General features: G+C 43.3%; 17 protein-coding genes and 1 pseudogene. 10 read left to right on the top strand and 8 right to left on the bottom strand.

Annotation, left to right across the window (positions count from 1 at the left end; all coding sequences use genetic code 11):
- The first annotated feature begins 282 nt into the window (after positions 1-282).
- Positions 283-660 carry a hypothetical protein gene (locus QZZ41_RS07275; RefSeq protein ID WP_295069917.1) on the top strand — a complete coding sequence of 126 codons (378 nt, stop codon included), beginning with the start codon at positions 283-285 and terminating at the stop codon, positions 658-660.
- A 211-nt stretch (positions 661-871) separates the two neighbouring features.
- Here QZZ41_RS07275 and QZZ41_RS07280 read toward each other — a convergent pair whose 3' ends face one another.
- Positions 872-3,037, bottom strand: coding sequence for a substrate-binding domain-containing protein (locus tag QZZ41_RS07280; protein WP_295069919.1), 2,166 nt, complete (start codon positions 3,035-3,037; stop codon positions 872-874).
- Between the two features lie 244 nt (positions 3,038-3,281).
- On the opposite strand from QZZ41_RS07280, the gene QZZ41_RS07285 reads away from it, so the two are divergent.
- Complete coding sequence (locus QZZ41_RS07285; RefSeq protein WP_295069921.1) at positions 3,282-3,791, top strand: sigma-70 family RNA polymerase sigma factor; 510 nt, start codon at positions 3,282-3,284, stop codon at positions 3,789-3,791.
- 19 nt (positions 3,792-3,810) lie between these two features.
- Positions 3,811-6,240: a beta-propeller domain-containing protein gene (locus QZZ41_RS07290; protein WP_295069923.1), complete on the top strand. Its 2,430-nt coding sequence runs from the start codon at positions 3,811-3,813 to the stop codon at positions 6,238-6,240.
- A gap of 38 nt (positions 6,241-6,278) precedes the next feature.
- On the opposite strand, the gene QZZ41_RS07295 is transcribed toward QZZ41_RS07290, so the two are convergent.
- From QZZ41_RS07295 to QZZ41_RS07320, 6 genes are all read right to left on the bottom strand, one after another.
- Complete coding sequence (locus QZZ41_RS07295; protein WP_295069925.1) at positions 6,279-6,635, bottom strand: zinc ribbon domain-containing protein; 357 nt, start codon at positions 6,633-6,635, stop codon at positions 6,279-6,281.
- Positions 6,636-6,699: 64 nt separating this feature from the next.
- Complete coding sequence (locus QZZ41_RS07300) at positions 6,700-7,023, bottom strand: hypothetical protein (RefSeq protein WP_295069926.1); 324 nt, start codon at positions 7,021-7,023, stop codon at positions 6,700-6,702.
- 15 nt (positions 7,024-7,038) lie between these two features.
- Positions 7,039-7,371 (bottom strand): hypothetical protein, encoded by a 333-nt coding sequence (locus QZZ41_RS07305; protein WP_295069928.1) that lies wholly within the window; start codon positions 7,369-7,371, stop codon positions 7,039-7,041.
- Positions 7,372-7,481: 110 nt separating this feature from the next.
- Complete coding sequence (locus tag QZZ41_RS07310) at positions 7,482-7,826, bottom strand: hypothetical protein (RefSeq protein ID WP_295069929.1); 345 nt, start codon at positions 7,824-7,826, stop codon at positions 7,482-7,484.
- Positions 7,827-7,843: 17 nt separating this feature from the next.
- On the bottom strand, positions 7,844-8,200 hold the full coding sequence (locus QZZ41_RS07315) for a hypothetical protein (RefSeq protein WP_295069931.1): 357 nt from the start codon (positions 8,198-8,200) through the stop codon (positions 7,844-7,846).
- A 14-nt stretch (positions 8,201-8,214) separates the two neighbouring features.
- Positions 8,215-9,153: a calcium/sodium antiporter gene (locus QZZ41_RS07320; protein WP_295069933.1), complete on the bottom strand. Its 939-nt coding sequence runs from the start codon at positions 9,151-9,153 to the stop codon at positions 8,215-8,217.
- A gap of 381 nt (positions 9,154-9,534) precedes the next feature.
- On the opposite strand from QZZ41_RS07320, the gene QZZ41_RS07325 reads away from it, so the two are divergent.
- From QZZ41_RS07325 to QZZ41_RS07335, 3 genes are all read left to right on the top strand, one after another.
- Entirely contained in the window at positions 9,535-10,887 is a 1,353-nt protein-coding gene (locus QZZ41_RS07325) for an SLC13 family permease (RefSeq protein ID WP_295069935.1), read from the top strand.
- A 22-nt stretch (positions 10,888-10,909) separates the two neighbouring features.
- On the top strand, positions 10,910-11,506 hold the full coding sequence (locus tag QZZ41_RS07330) for an AAA family ATPase (protein ID WP_295069937.1): 597 nt from the start codon (positions 10,910-10,912) through the stop codon (positions 11,504-11,506).
- 349 nt (positions 11,507-11,855) lie between these two features.
- Positions 11,856-12,284 carry a hypothetical protein gene (locus QZZ41_RS07335; protein ID WP_295069939.1) on the top strand — a complete coding sequence of 143 codons (429 nt, stop codon included), beginning with the start codon at positions 11,856-11,858 and terminating at the stop codon, positions 12,282-12,284.
- 86 nt (positions 12,285-12,370) lie between these two features.
- Here QZZ41_RS07335 and QZZ41_RS07340 read toward each other — a convergent pair whose 3' ends face one another.
- Positions 12,371-14,617 (bottom strand): glycosyl hydrolase, encoded by a 2,247-nt coding sequence (locus QZZ41_RS07340; protein WP_295069941.1) that lies wholly within the window; start codon positions 14,615-14,617, stop codon positions 12,371-12,373.
- 302 nt (positions 14,618-14,919) lie between these two features.
- On the opposite strand from QZZ41_RS07340, the gene QZZ41_RS07345 reads away from it, so the two are divergent.
- The 4 genes and pseudogenes from QZZ41_RS07345 to QZZ41_RS07360 form a co-directional block, all read left to right on the top strand.
- Positions 14,920-15,276 carry a hypothetical protein gene (locus QZZ41_RS07345; protein WP_074714655.1) on the top strand — a complete coding sequence of 119 codons (357 nt, stop codon included), beginning with the start codon at positions 14,920-14,922 and terminating at the stop codon, positions 15,274-15,276.
- Positions 15,276-15,905: an endonuclease III gene (nth, locus tag QZZ41_RS07350; protein ID WP_295069942.1), complete on the top strand. Its 630-nt coding sequence runs from the start codon at positions 15,276-15,278 to the stop codon at positions 15,903-15,905. The genes QZZ41_RS07345 and nth overlap by 1 nt, the downstream gene beginning before the upstream one ends.
- A gap of 55 nt (positions 15,906-15,960) precedes the next feature.
- Positions 15,961-16,356, top strand: a complete 396-nt coding sequence (locus tag QZZ41_RS07355) for a secondary thiamine-phosphate synthase enzyme YjbQ (protein WP_028517068.1) — start codon at positions 15,961-15,963, stop codon at positions 16,354-16,356.
- A 3-nt stretch (positions 16,357-16,359) separates the two neighbouring features.
- Positions 16,360-16,446 (top strand): annotated as a pseudogene (locus tag QZZ41_RS07360) (NAD-dependent protein deacylase); the annotation flags it as partial.

A 16,446-nucleotide genomic window follows, 5' to 3' on the forward strand; every position in this document is an offset into this window, starting at 1 on the left:
GTTCCCATTTTTTAATGAACAGCGAAATAATACGAAGGCGCATCGCAAAGGGTGAATTCAAAACCAGTCCAGTGGACTGGTTTTGAAGAGGGTGACTCCCTGCTGTGCAGGGAGATGTCCGTAGGACAGAGGGTGCCGGACCCGATTAGGGTCGCCTTGCAAGAGAAGGCGTTCCCTTAATGGGACGACGAGGACGCCGTCCCCTACATTTCGGGCGGATAATATCCGCCCCTACAATAGGCTAACGGCTCAAATCAAAAGCAATAATCAAAGGAGCAAAAAATGTATAAATATATGCGCATACAGGGCAGAGATATTTCCTATATAACGAAATATCCCAAAGGTGTATTCGGTTTGTGCTGGAACTTGATAAATAATAAGGTAATGACAGATGAAGATGAAAAGCTGTTCATTTCAATTGATGAATGGTTCAAGGAAAATCTTCCTGAACCCGAGCCCTGCAAAAATCGCGAACCAGTCATTACCTTTTTCAAGTGTGAAAGTACCGAACACATGGTAAAAAAACTCGAACCTGCCGTAAAGCTGTTAGAAAAATACAAAAAGCCTTACGATGTTGTGTATACCAACTTCATCGGCACTATTGTTTACGAAGACAACTGGCAGGTGGCTGTTTCGGTCAAAGACGGAAAAATGGTCTGATACATTTAGTGTATGCTGAAAAATAAACCCGAAAGCGTTCGGATAATGAAGCTTTCGGGTTTTGATGTTATTTGACGGGCGGATAATATCCGCCCCTACAAGGCTAATTGCTAAAGGCTAACGGCTTGGAACGCCGAAGGTGACTCCCTGTACTACAGGGAGATGTCAGCGTAGCTGACAGAGGGTCGCGGTGCCTGTTGGGCGGCGTTCCCTACTTAGCCATGTTGCGGTATTGGTTTGGCGTTACTCCTACCGTTGCAAGGAACTGGCGCAGGAAGTATTTACTGTCCACATATCCGCACTGCTCGGCTATCTCCGCCATACTAAGCGGCGTTACCGTCAGGCAGTAGGTAGCCTTTGCCATACGTGCGTTGATGCAGTCCTTATGTATACTCACGCCGAAGCACTTCTTGTATACCTCGCGGAGATGTCCTGCACTGTAGGGATAAAGCTTGCGAAGCTTCTCAGACTCGAAGCTGTCCTGCGGATTGCTGTAGATATAGCTCCTTATACTGAGCATATCCTCGTAATGGGGACGCATACGCATCTCCATTTTCTCGCGCTGACGCTCAGCAAGTATATCCGTACACATTGCCGTAAGCTTGGTATATGATTTCTCATTGCACTTGATAGCTGCATATACAAAGGAATCAAGTCCGTACTGATCTATATATACAGCGTGCTGGAGCATTATTGAATTCAGCCTGTTTTCAAGCAGCTCTTTATCAACTTCGCCCTGTATTATGCAGGCAAAGGTATTATCATTTACTCTTCCGCAGATATCATTGCTTCCGCAGAACTGATTGATAGCCTCAGCTGCGTCCATAACAGCAGGTATCTTGCCGTTGAGTTCATAAAATCCTGCATTTGAAATACCTATCCTCAACATAACGAGAACGTATTCCTGCTCCTCGATATCAAGTGTATGATAAGCTTTTCTCATACCTGTCTCGTTATACATTCCCGTAAGAGTATCACGCATATCCGACAAATTCTGACACTGAGTAAGATACTGGATATCATTCTTCATGCGCAGGAACTCAAGTCCGTTGGATACGGATTTGAGCCAGTTTCTGTAGATATCGTCATAGGTATCGGGATCATGGTATTTGAGCACAAGATGTCCGAAAAGCCTGTCATTGAAGAACAGCGGATTGAAATAATACACAGCAGGCTCGTAATTCTTTGAAAGAATTGCCGAGAAATTGAATTTGTGCATATCGAACGGAGTCCTGTCCTCCCAGTTTACCATGCACTGACACGAAAGTATCTCGCTGAGCTCTGCATCTGTATCATACCAGTTTTTGTAAAGGCACAGATAAAAACTCTGGATACCGCGCACCTGCCAGTGATATTCGCTGCATATATCAGTGAATTCACCGAGTGTACGGCACTCTGTCAGCTTCTGGTCAAGAGGATTGAACAAGTTCCAGTTGTCGTATTCCTTCTTGGTACGCGCATTTTTCAGTTCCTCTTTGTACTGTACACGATCTATGCCGCAGGTGCAGCTTGAACCGCATACCAGCTCGCCCTTAGGCGGCGCAAAAAGAAATTCTCTGTTTTTGAGTTTGCTGTATACAAAATTCGCCGCGTCCTCCCCTATAGTTTCACGGTTTCTCTTGTAAGTCGTGAGCAGCGGCGAATGCATAAAACGGTCGCCTACGAATTCGTAACCTACGACGGTAACATCGTCAGGCACCTTTATGCCAAGCTCGTCAAATTTGTCTATAAGTCCGTAAGCCATATAATCATTGGCGCAGACTATAGCCTGCGGCAAAGGAAGCTCGCCGTCATGATAACGTTCAGCAAGCTCTTCACCTGAATTCATCCAGAAATTTCCGTAATGAACACGCTTTTCATCGTATTCGATGCCGTGCTTTTCGAGGGATTTCCTGTAGCCGTTAACTCTGAGATTTGATGCTTCGATAAAATCATAGCCTGTTATTATATCTATTTCTGTAAAGCCATGCTTATCTACAAGATGATCGGTAAGATCCTCGATATCACATTCGTCGCTGGTATTTATAAATGTACACTGCGGCATATCAAGCTCGGGCAGGTACGTGCCTACAACGACTATCGGTATCGACTTGCGTGAAAGAAAATCAGCGATCATCTTGCGCAGATCTTCGTTTACAAACGATTCTGAAATGATGATCAGTCCGTCGATCTCGTCAGACATGATAAGATCATAGATCCTGTTTTCGCAGAAAAGCTCCTTTTCCTTAATATTAGGATTATAATTATTGGAGAAAATGATCGTATCTATTCCGACACACTGATCGAACCTTGCGACTCCTTTTATGACCTGACGCTGTTCGATACTGTTCGCCTCAGCAGCTACAACGCCAAAGATCGTTCTCTTTTTTTTGATCAAGTTTCCCACCCCTACCTTAGAAGTTACTTATATTATACATGATTTATTAAGAATTGTCAATGAAGTTTTCTGCGTTTTTTACACCATAAGAGCATTTTTGTGGGTTGAATATTTATATATCGTTATAATTCACAATCAGACGCTTTACATTTTGTTTAAAACGCCGATTTTATACATCTCTTGCAGCGATCTGCATTCCCAATGACACATAGTTTATGAATTCGAATTCAAAGGAGGGATCCACATGAATGACTACTCAGCAGATGTCCGACTTGCCCGTGAAGGAAGTACAGAAGCTTTCGCAAGACTGTATGCTACAGTTTACGAGGACCTTTATCATATTGCACTTTACAGTCTGCGAAGTCCCCATGACGCTGCCGATACAGTAAGCGATACCGTGCTGGACGCATTCTGTTCTATCAAAAAACTGCGCAGTCCCGAAAAATTCAGAAGCTGGATAATGACTATCCTTGCTGCTAAGATAAAAAGAAAACAACGCTCGTATTTTGAGCCTGCCGATGAACTCAACGAAAACACAGACCTGACCGAAAGCTTTGACTTTGAGTCGGTCGAGCTTCGTGAAGCTGTGGAAAATCTCGATACCGAGTCTCGCCTGCTGCTTTCCATGTCAGTGCTCGAAGGCTATTCAAGCGACGAGATATCTCAGGTCTGCGGCATAAAGCCCAGCACCGTCCGTTCACGGCTGACGAGGATAAAGCAGAAGCTAAGGCTGGAGCTTACCCCAGAACTATGAGTCCGAAAGGAGAATACATATGAATAATGACGATAAGATCAGAGAGATGATAAACAAAGAGCCCGTTCCGGACTCTCTCAAACCTGAAAATATAAAGAAGATGCTTGACGAACAAGCACCAAAGAAAAAGAGAAGCGGCATAAAGCTTGCAGGACGCATAACCGCTGCTGCGGCTGCCTGTACCGTTATCGGCGGTACTGCCGTATATTCACTGAACAACAGAAATAATAATAAATATACTGACAAAGAGATCACTGTTACCGAGCCTGCTACTGTACAGGACATCATTAATACCACAACAGATCAGGAAGCAAAGAAACAGGCAAGCTATATGAGCGGTGCTTCCGACTATGAACAGGTATATACCATGTTCAAGAAGTCATACTCAAAGGCTGAAAGAGAGAGCAGAAGAAACAGATATAAATATGAAGATATGGTAGAAGAAGCTGTAGCCGATGAGGCAGAAGCTCCCGCTTCTTTTGACGGTGCAAGTGTAGGAGCAACAGGTGCAGAAGTTCCTGTTTACAGCACCAACGGCGACGAAGAGCTCAGCATAAACACAAATTCGCCCCAAACATCAGGTGAACCTGCTACTGCTCCTGCGGCTGAATTGCCCACCGAGGCTGAGGTCGAGCCTGCTACTTCTTCAGAAGAACCCGATACCGAGACTGCAACAGCAGCCGTTGAGCCAGAAGAAAGCGATCCTGAACATTCCGATACCTATAATCAGGAGCAGGACGTTCTTGAAGCTGATATCGTCAAGACTGACGGAAAGCATATCTATTACATTTCCAATACGTCACGCGAATATTTTTATTATCCTACCCTCTATGTTGCAAACGCTGAAAACGGAAAGTTCACACACAGCTTTTCCATTAATATAAACGAGTCTCTTGGTGTCAGCGATGAACATTCTACAAATATCCGTGATATGTACATCTATAACGATATGATAATTGTTATAGGTACGGATTCTACCTACAACCAGTCAACTCATACAACAAGCGGCTATACATTTGCAGCTTTCTTCACCACAGGTGATGAGCCTGAGCTTATAGATGTCTACAAGCAGGACGGCTATTTCAATGACGTAAGAATATCTCCCGAGGGATATATGCTCCTTATCTCGGATTACTCGACCTGCTCATTCGATATAGTAGAGAACTGTGAGGATACGATACATTATATACCGCGCTATGGCTTCAAAAAGAACTATGACGTTATCGCTGCTGAGGATATACTCCTCCCCGAGTGCGGTTTCGGCAGCTCATACTACCTCAGCTACAGCGTTATAGGCAGCGTTGACCTTAACAAGTCAGGTGAGCCAAAGGCTTGTGATATAAAAACTCTCGCAGGTTATTCTGGAAGCGTTTACTGCTCCGCAAATAATCTCTACACAGCTACTACACGCTATGACGATGAGAACGGCGATTACAACACTTCCGATATCACCCGTATATCTATCGCAGGCGGTGCTATCGTTCCCGAAGCAGGCGGCATTATCAAGGGCTATGTAAAGGATCAGTTCTCAATGAGCGAGTATAACGGCTATTTCCGCGTAGCTGCTACCTACAGCGAACAGAAAAAGACTTTCTACAAATACAATGACGATGATATGACTTTCCTCGAGGACATATGGGGAACTATCACAGGCGATGAGGACGGCTACTACACATACGAGAATGTCAAAACAGATACACATGTCTATGTCATGGATATGGATATGAACTTAGTCGGCGAAGTCGGTGATCTGGGCGTTGGCGAGCAGCTCAAGTCTGCAAGCTTCAGCGGCGATATGGCTTATATCGTTACATTCCGCCAGACTGATCCGTTATACGCTGTTGACCTCAGCAACCCTGCCGAGCCTGTTGTACTTGACGAACTCAAGATAAACGGTTTCAGCACATATATGCAGAGCTGGGGCGACGGACTTCTTCTCGGCTTTGGTCAGGACGCTGACGATAACGGCAGAATAACAGGTCTGAGACTGACAATGTTCGATAACTCAGATCCTAACAACTTAAAAGCTGCTGATGTATTCACATGGAACAACGATTACGATAACAACTACGACGGTGTTTCAAGCACAACATCAAAGTGGTATAACTCTACGGCTGTATGGGAGAGAAAGGCTCTGCTCATAGCTCCCGAGAAAAACCTCATAGGTGTGCCGATAGAAATGTCAATAGAGGACTATAACGAGGATTACGGCTGGAAAGCTTCAATGGTATCACAGTACGTTTTCTTCAGCTTTGAGGACGGCAAATTCGTTGAAAAAGGCGATATCTCTGAAAACTGGAACTACGACGATGACGAGCCGTACATCTACAACAAAACAGGCTTCGACAGAGCTATATATATAGGCGACTATGTATATGCACTCTCCAACAGCAAATTTGTTGCAGCTGCTATAGATACCCTTGAAGTTACCGACGAACTCGTATTCTGATATAAAAACTCCCACGGTTAACCGTGGGAGTTTTTCATTCAAAAATGCGGCATGGAACGTGACATACTGAAAAAGCTGAAAATTATCGAACATAATACTATGATAGCCGTTCCGAAAATACCTGCCATAATACAAGTTGCCGCACTTTTGGGACGTCCTAACATAATATTTATAATGAACATCATTACACCTATCGGCATGATCAGCGATACCAGCACCATAAGGATATTCGGCTTATCATTTGGATTGCTCTGCAAAGGAGATATCTTGTCATGTATCTCCCTCTGAATATCCTCTATATTGATATTCTTCTTTTTTGTATCAAGAAATGAATCACAGTATGGGCATTTTTCCTCATTCTCTGATATGGACGCTCCGCAATGTGGACAGATCATAATTATTCAACACCACCTTAAAATAATACAACATGAAAAAACATTTCAAAAAATAAAACTCTTGTCAAACAGCCTTTATAAGTTCCACCAGACTGAATATTACTGCTCCGAAAATAACCAAAAACATAGGTATAAACGCTGCTATCAAAGATGCTTTTGCACATTTTACATAACCAATAAGGTAATATACCACTGCGACAGTAAGTCCGACAGGAGTAATAATTGATATAAGCAAGATCAGGATATTTATCTTGTCATCTTCGGGATTTACCTTTTGTATCTTAAAACCTAATTGATAATCATCATCATATGTATCAAAAAATGTATCACAGTATGGGCACTGAATATCATTCTCTGATAATGAACCTCCACAGTTAGGACATTTCACAGCCTTCACCCTCCTTTAAAAGAACAAATACATAAAAATCAATCTTTTCATGAGTGGGAAAAGGAACAGCGACACTAAAGCTACTCCAAGGTATATCTTACCGCATTTTGGTGCTCCGCCTCTCAAACATAATACACCAAGAATTATACCTACAAAAGGAATAAGTGACACAAATACAAGAGGCAGCCTCAACTGATCGTAATTCTCATCGTAATAAACAAAATCGTCTCGTCTCGGAGAGGTTTTCATTATATCAGTCTGCCCATCATTATGATCTATATAAGAATCACAATAAGGACACTTTTCCTCGCTATCGGATATTGAAGCAGCGCAATATGGACAGATCATATCATATACCTCCTTATTAAACAAAACATAGAGCTTTTGCAGTTTTAAAGACAAACAGGCTCATGCCAGACATAACCCTATAATTGTATGAAATAAATATTTTCACCTGTTTAAAAATGGAATTCAATAAAACTCCAGAGTACGTAACAGAATCCCAATATAAATGTTGTTAATATACCTGTTATTAAACAGGCAATAGCGCTTTTCGGACGTGCCTTGATCAAATTCAGAACAAACATCAGTATTCCTATAGGCATGAACATAGATATTATGATCATAAATATATTAGGCTTGTCATCAGGATTCTCTATAAATTCGTTTCTTACCTTGTTCAAGTTTTCCTGTAAAACCTCAATATCTATTTTATTTTCCTCTTTATGCTCTAAAAAAGAGTCACAGTAAGGACATTTTTCCTCTTTCCCGGATATAGAAGCTGCGCAATGCGGACAGATCATAAAACATACCTCCTATCTTACAGGAAAAACGTGAAAAAAGAAAAAAAGTGAAAAACAAAGGCAAATACCAGAAACAGCAAAATAATATACCTTGCAGCCGCTGCAAGAAGATAGGCATTTCCTGCTCTTTTCTCATTATTTTTAAGGCAGATGCAGCCGAATATTATCCCTACGAGCGGTACAAGCAGAGAAAGGATTATTATACCTGTTTCCGGTGGTGTATCACTGGGATCATAGCAAGGTCTGCCGTTCTGATCCAGGGGCGGCATCAAGCCGTGGAACTGCGAATTATTCACGCCTGCACGAGGCGTTTTACAGTAGGGACAGCAGGGCTGTCCGTCATCGTACATCGAACCGCATTTCTGACAATACACCTTTCATCTCCCCTTTATCTCATAAAAATATAGGTCGTATATCCTGCATATACTGCAAGCATCAATCCGCCGTGCCACCTGAGCAGCTTTTTCTTCGGCAGGCACAGTATAAGCACAAGCAGGCTCATTGCTATGAGAACTGCCGTATCTATAGTGTTCTGCATTGTGAACGCAATAGGCGATATAGTCGAAGCTATACCAAGTACGAACAGGATATTGAATACATTAGAGCCTACTACATTTCCCAGAGCCATATCCACCTCGCCTTTTCTTGCGGCTACGATAGATGTTACAAGCTCGGGGAGGCTCGTTCCGAGAGCAACTATAGTCATTCCGATAAGGTTGTCCGACATTCCGAAAGCACGGGCTATATCGGAAGCTCCGTCAACCACCATTTTTCCGCCGACTGCTATGGCAGCTGCTCCTCCGATTATAAATGCAAGGCATTTCCACACGGGCATTATCTTGTACTCGTCCTCTTCTGTAAGCTCTCCTGCATCTCTTGCCTTTTTCGCAGAGCTTATCATCATATAAAGGAAGAACGCAAACAGCGCAAGGAGTATAATTCCTCCCCAGCGCATTACAGTTCCTGTTATTGTTCCAAGAGCAAGAAGTACTCCTGCTACTATTATTGAAAACGGCAGGTCTTTTTTCAGCGTCTCTTTGCCAATAACCATAGGGCAAAGAACTGCACAGACTCCGCATACCACCATAAGATTGAATATATTCGAGCCCACAGCGTTGCTTATGGCAAGATCGTTCTTACCCAGCACGGAAGCACTTACGCTTACCGATGTCTCAGGCAGACTTGTTCCCATTGCAACTATAGTCATACCGATTATCAGAGCAGGTACTTTCAGCCGCTTGGCAACTGCCGAGCTTCCGTCGACAAAGAAATCCGCCCCTTTGATAAGCAGTATAAATCCAACTATGAGCAAAATATATTTCAGCATTCTATGATCTCCTATCGGCAATATTTTATTTTTTGAGTTCATAAGAACTCTAAAAGAGTTCTATAAAACTATCACTTGCCTTTATTATTATAACACATAATTATGAATAAAGCAATACATGCCATAAAATTTTTTTGAACCCGTTTCAGATGCGTCTGTAAAAGCTCTTTATGAATATTTCTGACGACACAATAACAAAAAAAACTTCACTTTTCAATTAAAAAGGTACAGCTTATCCAAAATTCAGCTTTTAAAAAAAAATATCAATTTTTGCCTTGAATTACCTTCTCTTTTGTGCTATAATTCGCTATGGTATATTTTCCCATTTAAATAGGAAAGGTTTATTACGCGGAACTGTTCCGCTCTTATGGAGGTTTTTTAATGACAGCAGCACAGATCTTTGCCGTTATTATCTTCGTAGGAATGTTCATTATGATCGTTCTCGATAAGATAGAAAGGCACTATGTAACACTCGGCAGCGGTATCCTCACGCTGGTAGTCGTTTTCGGTATTTGTATGCGAAACGGCACAGCTATCATGGACACCCTCGCTCTCAAGAGTTTCGCTACCAAGGACTTCTGGTATCAGGTCACTGAAAGTGAAAGCAAAGGTATCAACTGGGCGACTATACTCTTTATCGCAGGTATGATGGTCATGGTAGAAGGCATGGCGAAAGCAGGCTTCTTCCGATGGCTCTGTATGAAGATAGCCTATCTCGTAAAATGCAAAACTATCCCGATATTCATCACATTTATGATAATGTCTGCGGTACTCTCAATGTTTATCGACAGTATCACAGTTATCATGTTCCTTGCAGCTGTCACTATAGAACTTGCTTCACTCCTCAAATTCAATCCCGTACCTATGATACTCTCTGAGATATTCTGCGCTAACCTTGGCGGTTCGGCAACAATGTGCGGCGATCCTCCGAACATCATCGTTGGTACTTCACTTGGTTTCTCATTCTTCGACTTCCTTACAAACACAGGTCTCTGCGCAGGTATATGCCTTGTAGTATCGGTAGTTTTCCTCTACTTTGCATTCCGCAAGGAGCTTGCAGGAGACAAAAGTGCTCCTGTGGATATGAGCAAATTCCCTAAGCCCTCAGAGGCTATCACAAACAAGAAGGATTTCGCAATAAGCTGTGTCATCTTCGCCTGCGCTGTCCTGCTCCTTGTTACTCACGCAACTACTCACCTTACAGTTGCTACTATCGGTCTTTTCATAGCAGCTATCACTCTCATAGCTTTCGGCAAACACGCTGTTGAGCTTCTCAAGAAAGTTGACTATAAGACACTCATTTTCTTCATCGGACTCTTCATCGTTGTAAGCGGTCTTGAAGAAACAGGCATACTCAAACTCATTGCAAACTTCATCGGCGACATCAGCGGCGGCAACATAAAGCTCATGATAGCTATTATCCTCTGGGTATCTGCTATCGCAAGTGCTTTCGTGGACAATATCCCGTTCGCTGCAACTATGGTGCCTATCATTCAGAGCCTTGCAGAGACATCGGGCGTTCCGATATCAACTCTCGCATGGTCACTTGCTATCGGTACTGATATCGGCGGAAGTGCTACTCCTATCGGAGCTTCCGCAAACGTTGTGGGTACTTCCGTTGCTCAGAAAAACGGCTATCCTATCGGCTGGGGCAGATACTGCAAGAAGATCGCTCCTGCTACAGTTATAGTACTCGCTATCTCAACTGTTTATCTCTTTGTCCGTTATTTATAATTTAATTTAAGGGGGAATATATATGTCACAGGTAATCATTTCAGTAGGTCGTGAATTCGGAAGCGGCGGTAAGAATATCGCCGAACAGCTCGCAAGGCGTTTCAAGATACCGATATACGACCGTCATCTCATCACAGAGATCGCCAACAAAACAGGTCTTACTCCCGAGGAGATCGAAAAGTACAACGAAAAGCCAAAGAACCACCTCCTCTCACGCAGAGTAAACGGCTACAGCAATTCCATTGAGGATAATATTGCCGAGATGCAGTTCAACTTCATCAGAGAAAAGGCTGCAAGCGGCGAGTCTTTCGTAGTTGTAGGACGCTGCTCAGAGACTAAGCTCCGCGATTTCAAGTGTCTCGTTTCACTGTTCATACTCGGTGATATGGACGAAAAGATCAAGCGTGTAATGAACATTTACGAGCTCTCAGAGGACAAGGCTAAGGCTTTCATCGACAAGAAGGACCGCAAAAGAAAGCGTTACCACAACTATCACTGCGACGGTCACTGGGGCGATTCAAGACTCTATGACCTCAGCATCAACAGCTCACGTCTCGGTATCGACAGAACTGTTGACCTGCTTGAAGAATATATAAAGTCAAGAATGAGTGAGGACTGATCAGCCTTTAGGCTTTAGCCCTTAGCCGTTAGCGAGGACGCCCATTGGGCGTCCTTTTTATTGCACGGATCATTCTCTTGCAGGGACGACCATTGTTCGTCCGCATAAATAACATTATTGGCAAACGGACGCGCAATGCGCGTCCCTACAAAATATCATTTGTGATTTTACAGGTTATTATCGGGCGGATAATATCCGCCCCCTACAGTTACGAATAAAAAAAGCTGCACTTGAAGCAAGCTCCTTTTCATTAAATCAGAAAAATATTTTAAAACTATTGACTTTTTTTAGAAGCTGTATATAATTAAATTAACAGTCGATCATTCTTACATGAAAGGAGATGTTTATTATGAAAAAAATATTCAGATGCTCTATAATTGTCGCTTCATTTATAGCAGGCTTTTCACTTACAACAGGCATATTGGCTTACGGAAGCTCTAAAAGCAATGAAAAGGTCATATACTCCGACAGAGAGAAAACACAGATAATACAACATTCCCATAAAAAGTATGATGTCAACGCCAACGGTCAGACCTATGGTACGGTAGGAGATGTCATATATATCGAAGATTATCCCGACCTTATTGCAGTAATGGGCGATAACGAAAAAGTCGGTTATGCTTACAAGGAAGATTTCTTAGGTCCTGATATGACTCCCGATGAAGTTGATAAATATATGGAGTCTGTCAATAACGGCACATACGTACCGAGGTCGTTCAACGTATATGAGTCGGACGGAGTTACCGTAATAGACACCATGACAGAAAAGCTGTCATAATTATTATTCGTCCGCACAAGCTGACACAACAATACGGATTATGCATTAAAAAAGCTGCACATGAAGTGCAGCTTTTTCGTTATGATTTACTTTTCACTTGGACGAAGGTTGTCTACCTTCTTGAGTAGATACTCCTGTATCTTGAGTGCATCATTTGCTGTTACGCCCTTGCTGGACAGGTCAACATCTGCATAATCCCAGCCTCTTTCTGTGATATGGCTCTTTTCTGTGCCCTCAAGTCCATACTTATTGGGGTTTGCAAGTGCCTGCATAATGAGTACAACGTCGCTCATATCAACTGTGTTGTCGCAGTTAGCGTCGCCCCATACGGGTTCAAGTGCGCCGCCCATGAGGTAGTGTACCTCGCAGCTGTCGATAGTGTAAGGCTGGTCAATAGCCTTTTCAGTTGCAGCGTTCCACACATTTGACCACCATACCTGTACCTCGCAGGTCTTAAAGTTATCGGACATTTCCTTCAGGTCAACGTTTACGGTAAGCTTTCCATCCTTGTCGGCATTGCCGCTCCACTCGATATTCTTCCAGTCGTCAGCTGTTGTACCGAAGCCAATAGCACCGCCGATAGAAGCATTCGGTGCGCCTGTAATTTCAATGGTCATAGTCTTGCCGACTGCAAGAGCTGGCTTCTCAGGGATAGTAACATTCTTCTTCTGTATCGAGAACTTATAAGGAGCAGTTGTAGTAGTGGTTGTTACGCTCGGATCAGAAGTAGTCGTGGTAGTAGTTGTTACCTTGGAAGGATCAGGGGGAGTGATACCTTCCTTCTTGTAGAGATCCTTTGGAAGCTCGTCAAGTGTTATACAGTAATCGCTCTGGTACATTGCGATAGTGTCTTCCTTGGTGTTGAATACAGGATTCGAGAGGAAGTTGATGTTATCGCTTCCGCCGTCATACCATGTGCAGAAATAGAGCCAGCCAGCCTTTTCCTCCTGAAGCTTGTCAGGTGTTGAGAAGCAGTCGTTCTCAGCCATTGCAACCATTTTAGCTCCGTCATACTTGTCTATGATACCGTAGAACGTGGAGCTTATCGGGCTGTCGTCATGTCTGAGAGAAGCCTGCCAGCCGTTCTCTTCAAGGTATACAGTACAGTTGTACTTGTCATAGCCGATTATATCAACATATGCGTCACCCGGGTACCAGTTAGCGGAATTAGCGTAGTTATAGCTGTTCCACTCCCAGATAAGGTTGTGGCAGTTGAGGTCATTGGTAAGGGTATTGTATGTGTATATCCAAAGCTTCTTGTAAGCCTCAGAGCCTTCTCTGCCCCACCAGAACCATGAACCGTCCTCACCGCCGCCGCCTTCGGCTTCGTGGAGAGGTCTCCAGATAACAGGTACACCCTCGGCTTCAAGCTTGTTGAACTCTGCGGCAAGTGTTTTCAGTGTGGAGAGGTAATACTCGTTCTCCTTAGTACCCGGAGTTGCAGCCTTTGAAGGTGAGAAGTCGGTATCCTTTGCAGTGTAGGTGGACAATGACCAGTCCATTTTAGTGCCGATAGTATAGCTTGCGAAATCCTTAGGCACGTTGATATGATATGAAGCTGTTGCGATACCGCCCTTGTTCTTTACCCAGTCGATGATACGCTTTGTGGAGCCGTCATCGCTGCCGTAGAGCGGACAGCAGAAATTACCGTAGTCAAAACCGCGGATAGCAGGATAATGTCCTGTAGTTTCCTTTAAGTACTCGAACTCAGTCTCAAGTCCGTGAGGTCCGCCGCTGTATATCTCCTGCTGACCTGAGATTATGTTCTTGCCGTATACCTCAGCAAGATAAGCCATAAGGCTCTGTGTCTCCACTGTTGCCAGCTGATCGCATGGAGTTGTCTGCTTTGCCTCGATCTTTGTTGCGCCCATCGGCTCTACTTCAAGGCAATCGAACTGTGACCAGCCCCATGACTTGTCGATAGTAATGGTGTTCTCGCCTGCTTTGAGTACAATGGCAGGAAGTGCTATCTCCTGATAATCTGTACCCTCAGGGATTCCCAGTGCGCCCTGTGAAGTGCCGTTTACGCTTAAATTCTGCTGCTTGTCGGTTCCTATTCCGAAAGCGTGGAAAATAAGCTTGTAAGGGCCTGCCTCATCGACCTTTACTGTCATTGTGATAGTTCCGCTGTCTGTCATTTTAAGTGCAGAACCGCCGCTCGCATTTGCGTCCTTTTCAACGGTTATAGTGCCTGTGTACTTTGCGTCCTCAAACTCGAATTTAAGAGGCGCATCGGCTGCTGTTACAGTGGGAGCACTGTAAACAGCACAGTTCAGCAGAAGTGCTGCTGACATAATAGCAGAGCTCGCCTTTTTCAAAATTTTAATTCCCATGTCTTTATATCCTCCTATTAAATAAATTTTTCTGTACTTTAATTATACTATAATTTCAGTTAAAAATCAAGAAGTAAACTTAATTGTTCTCATATTGTATATAATTTTCGTATACACGCACAATTGGGAGAAAACAAGTTTGACATATAATGCAAAAAGCCGCTTAATTTAAGCTTAAATTACCAAAGTGTTAATAAAGTCATTTTTTCTACATATTTTTGCAGTTTTGTATTGACATATTATATAAAAAGGTGTATAATTTGATTAGAGTTTCGTTTACTTTGTTCATGGAGCGTGAGAAAATGACTGAGTATCTTACTAATTACATGAAATACATTCAGCAGCGTCTCGAAAGCTGTTCGAGCCTTGATGAACTGGATGAAATAATGGCCGAACACAAGGATAAAATAGCCTTCATGCAGCACGAAAGGATAGTCCACTTCCTTGTGACTATGCTTTTTGCCATTGTTCTCACCATATTCATGGCTGTTACTTTATTCAAAGCGAGTATACCCGTACTTATTCTGGTCACTATGATACTTGTGCTCCTTGCATTCTATATCAAGCATTACTACTTCCTTGAAAATACTGTGCAGAAGATGTACAAGGTCTACGACGGGATACTCGAAAAGCAGAAAAAGCTGAAGGAGTCTGACTGATGACCAAAAAGGAAATTGCCGAACTTGCTGTAAAAGAGCTTGAAAAGCTCTACCCCGATGCAGCCTGTACTCTCAACTACGATAAGCCCTATGAGCTTATGTTTGCTGCCCGTCTTGCAGCACAGTGTACCGATGCGAGAGTAAATGTGGTCACAGAGACACTTTTTAAGAAGTATCCTTCTCTTGAAGCCTTCGCGGATGCTGACCTTGCAGAGCTTGAACAGGACGTAAAGCCCTGCGGCTTTTACCATAACAAAGCCAAAAGCCTCAAGGAAATGGCTAATCAGCTCATAAACGACTTCGGCGGCGAAGTTCCCGATACTATGGAAGAGCTTCTCACTCTTTCGGGTATAGGCAGAAAGACTGCCAATCTTATGCTGGGTGACGTTTTCGGCAAGCCTGCAATGGTGACCGATACCCATTGCATACGCATAACAGGAAGGCTTGGACTTACCAAGAATAAAGAGCCCGCAAAGGTGGAAAAAGACCTTGTAAAGCTCATACCTCCCGAAGTATCCTCGGATTTCTGCCACAGGACCGTAGAGTTCGGCAGAGATATCTGCAATGCGCGTAAGCCTAAATGCGATATCTGTCCGCTGAATTACTTCTGTAGGTTCTATCAAACCTGAATTTCGATATTTTTCATATAAATAAAACTATCTACACGAAAGGAGTTACTGATATATGTTATTTAATTTCAAACTGAGCACACCTGCTGAGGGGCTTGTGGATATCACACGTGAGGTTAGTGAATCCGTTAAAGAAAGCGGTGTTCTCGAAGGGATATGCATAGTTTACTGTCCACATACCACTGCGGCTATAACCATAAATGAAAATGCCGATCCCGATGTCCAGACGGATTTCATTCACGGTATAGATAAGGTGTTCCCTGACTTATCTATTTTCAAACACGCAGAGGGAAACTCCGACGCTCACCTTAAATCATCAGCTGTCGGAGCAAGTGAAACTATTATCATCAGCGGCGGAAAACTCCTTCTCGGTACATGGCAGGATATTTATTTCTGCGAGTTCGACGGTCCGAGAACAAGAAAGTTCTTCGTCAAGGTCATAGGAGATTGAGTTATGGATAATATCGAAAAACTTGCGGATATAGTAAACATCTCCCGAAACATCGTCTTTTTCGGAGGCGCGGGAGTATCCACCGAAAGC

It is taken from the genome of Ruminococcus sp. (assembly GCF_016283395.1).